This window comes from Agromyces sp. NPDC004153, from assembly GCF_053603635.1.
On sequence record NZ_JBSGFY010000006.1, the window covers coordinates 1 to 2,169 of the forward strand.

Annotated in this window: 1 rRNA gene; it reads right to left on the minus strand. The window is 59.0% G+C overall.

Annotated features, from left to right (window positions below):
* Positions 1 to 159: 159 nt before the first annotated feature.
* A 16S ribosomal RNA gene (locus tag ACWEOH_RS19750) occupies positions 160 to 1,679 on the minus strand.
* Positions 1,680 to 2,169: the final 490 nt, after the last annotated feature.

Sequence of the window (2,169 nt, forward strand, 5' to 3'; positions counted from 1 at the left end):
CGCCGTTCCCACTCCCTCTCGCGAGGGCGGTACTAGCCGGTCAGCGATCACGCTGCGCCGAGTAGCCAGTGCTCCACTAATGAGCTGCCGAGCGTGAGACGTTCGCTCACGGACACGGCGATGGACTGGAAGCTTCCGCCACCAGCCTGTGCTCCTTAGAAAGGAGGTGATCCAGCCGCACCTTCCGGTACGGCTACCTTGTTACGACTTCGTCCCAATCGCCAGCCCCACCTTCGACCGCTCCCCCCACAAGTGGTTGGGCCACGGGCTTCGGGTGTTGCCGACTTTCGTGACGTGACGGGCGGTGTGTACAAGGCCCGGGAACGTATTCACCGCAGCGTTGCTGATCTGCGATTACTAGCGACTCCGACTTCATGGGGTCGAGTTGCAGACCCCAATCCGAACTGAGACCGGCTTTTAGGGATTCGCTCCACCTCACGGTATCGCAACCCTCTGTACCGGCCATTGTAGCATGTTTGCAGCCCAAGACATAAGGGGCATGATGACTTGACGTCATCCCCACCTTCCTCCGAGTTGACCCCGGCAGTCCCCCATGAGTCCCCACCACCCCGAAAGGCGTGCTGGCAACATGGAGCAAGGGTTGCGCTCGTTGCGGGACTTAACCCAACATCTCACGACACGAGCTGACGACAGCCATGCACCACCTGTCACCCGGTCCGAAGAAGCCCCCATCTCTGGGAGTGTCCGGGCGATGTCAAGCCTTGGTAAGGTTCTTCGCGTTGCGTCGAATTAAGCAACATGCTCCGCCGCTTGTGCGGGCCCCCGTCAATTCCTTTGAGTTTTAGCCTTGCGGCCGTACTCCCCAGGCGGGGCGCTTAATGCGTTAGCTCCGGCACGGAGATCGTGGAAGACCCCCACACCTAGCGCCCAACGTTTACAGCGTGGACTACCAGGGTATCTAATCCTGTTCGCTCCCCACGCTTTCGCTCCTCAGCGTCAGGTAAGGCCCAGAGAACCGCCTTCGCCACCGGTGTTCCTCCTGATATCTGCGCATTTCACCGCTACACCAGGAATTCCGTTCTCCCCTACCTACCTCTAGCCAGCCCGTATCCACCGCAGACCCGCAGTTAAGCTGCGAGCTTTCACGGCAGACGCGACAAGCCACCTACGAGCTCTTTACGCCCAATAATTCCGGACAACGCTTGCGCCCTACGTATTACCGCGGCTGCTGGCACGTAGTTAGCCGGCGCTTCTTCTGCAGGTACACGTCAACTTCGTCCCTGCTGAAAGAGGTTTACAACCCGAAGGCCGTCATCCCCCACGCGGCGTCGCTGCGTCAGGCTTCCGCCCATTGCGCAATATTCCCCACTGCTGCCTCCCGTAGGAGTCTGGGCCGTGTCTCAGTCCCAGTGTGGCCGGTCGCCCTCTCAGGCCGGCTACCCGTCGTCGCCTTGGTAGGCCACTACCCCACCAACAAGCTGATAGGCCGCGAGCCCATCCCCAACCGAAACAACTTTCCACCACCACCCGATGCCGGGGGCGGTCGTATCCGGTATTAGACCCAGTTTCCCGGGCTTATCCCAGAGTCAGGGGCAGGTTGCTCACGTGTTACTCACCCGTTCGCCGCTCGAGTACCCCGAAGGGCCTTTCCGCTCGACTTGCATGTGTTAAGCACGCCGCCAGCGTTCGTCCTGAGCCAGGATCAAACTCTCCATAAAATGCTTGAAGCATTGCTGGAAAGAGTGTTTCCAAGCGTTCGTCATATACCTTGACGAGGTATTGCATGTAAATCATGCACTGGCTTTTAACACACTGTTGAGTTCTCAAGAAACGGACGCCTGACCGTCAACCACCCGGCCGCACTCGCTTCGTTATGTCTTAATTCTTTCAGCCCCCGCGATCCGAGTCAAATTGACTCTTTTCGCGAAACCTGCCGAGAATTTCGACCGCCCCTTTCGGGACAACCCCTTAAAAGTACTCCCGCATCCGATTCCTGTCGAACCAGACGCACCGGCAGACATGACGACAACCGGCGCGGATGTACTGGAAGAGGCTCCCCCGGACAGCCGACGATGATCGCCGACTGGGTGGGACTGGTGAACTCTATGTACGACTCCGCCAACCGTCAAATCAACGCACCGCCGAACCCGCAACACATCCCTGCTTGCCGTACCAAACGGACATTGGTGGGTATGAACCACAAGTGAG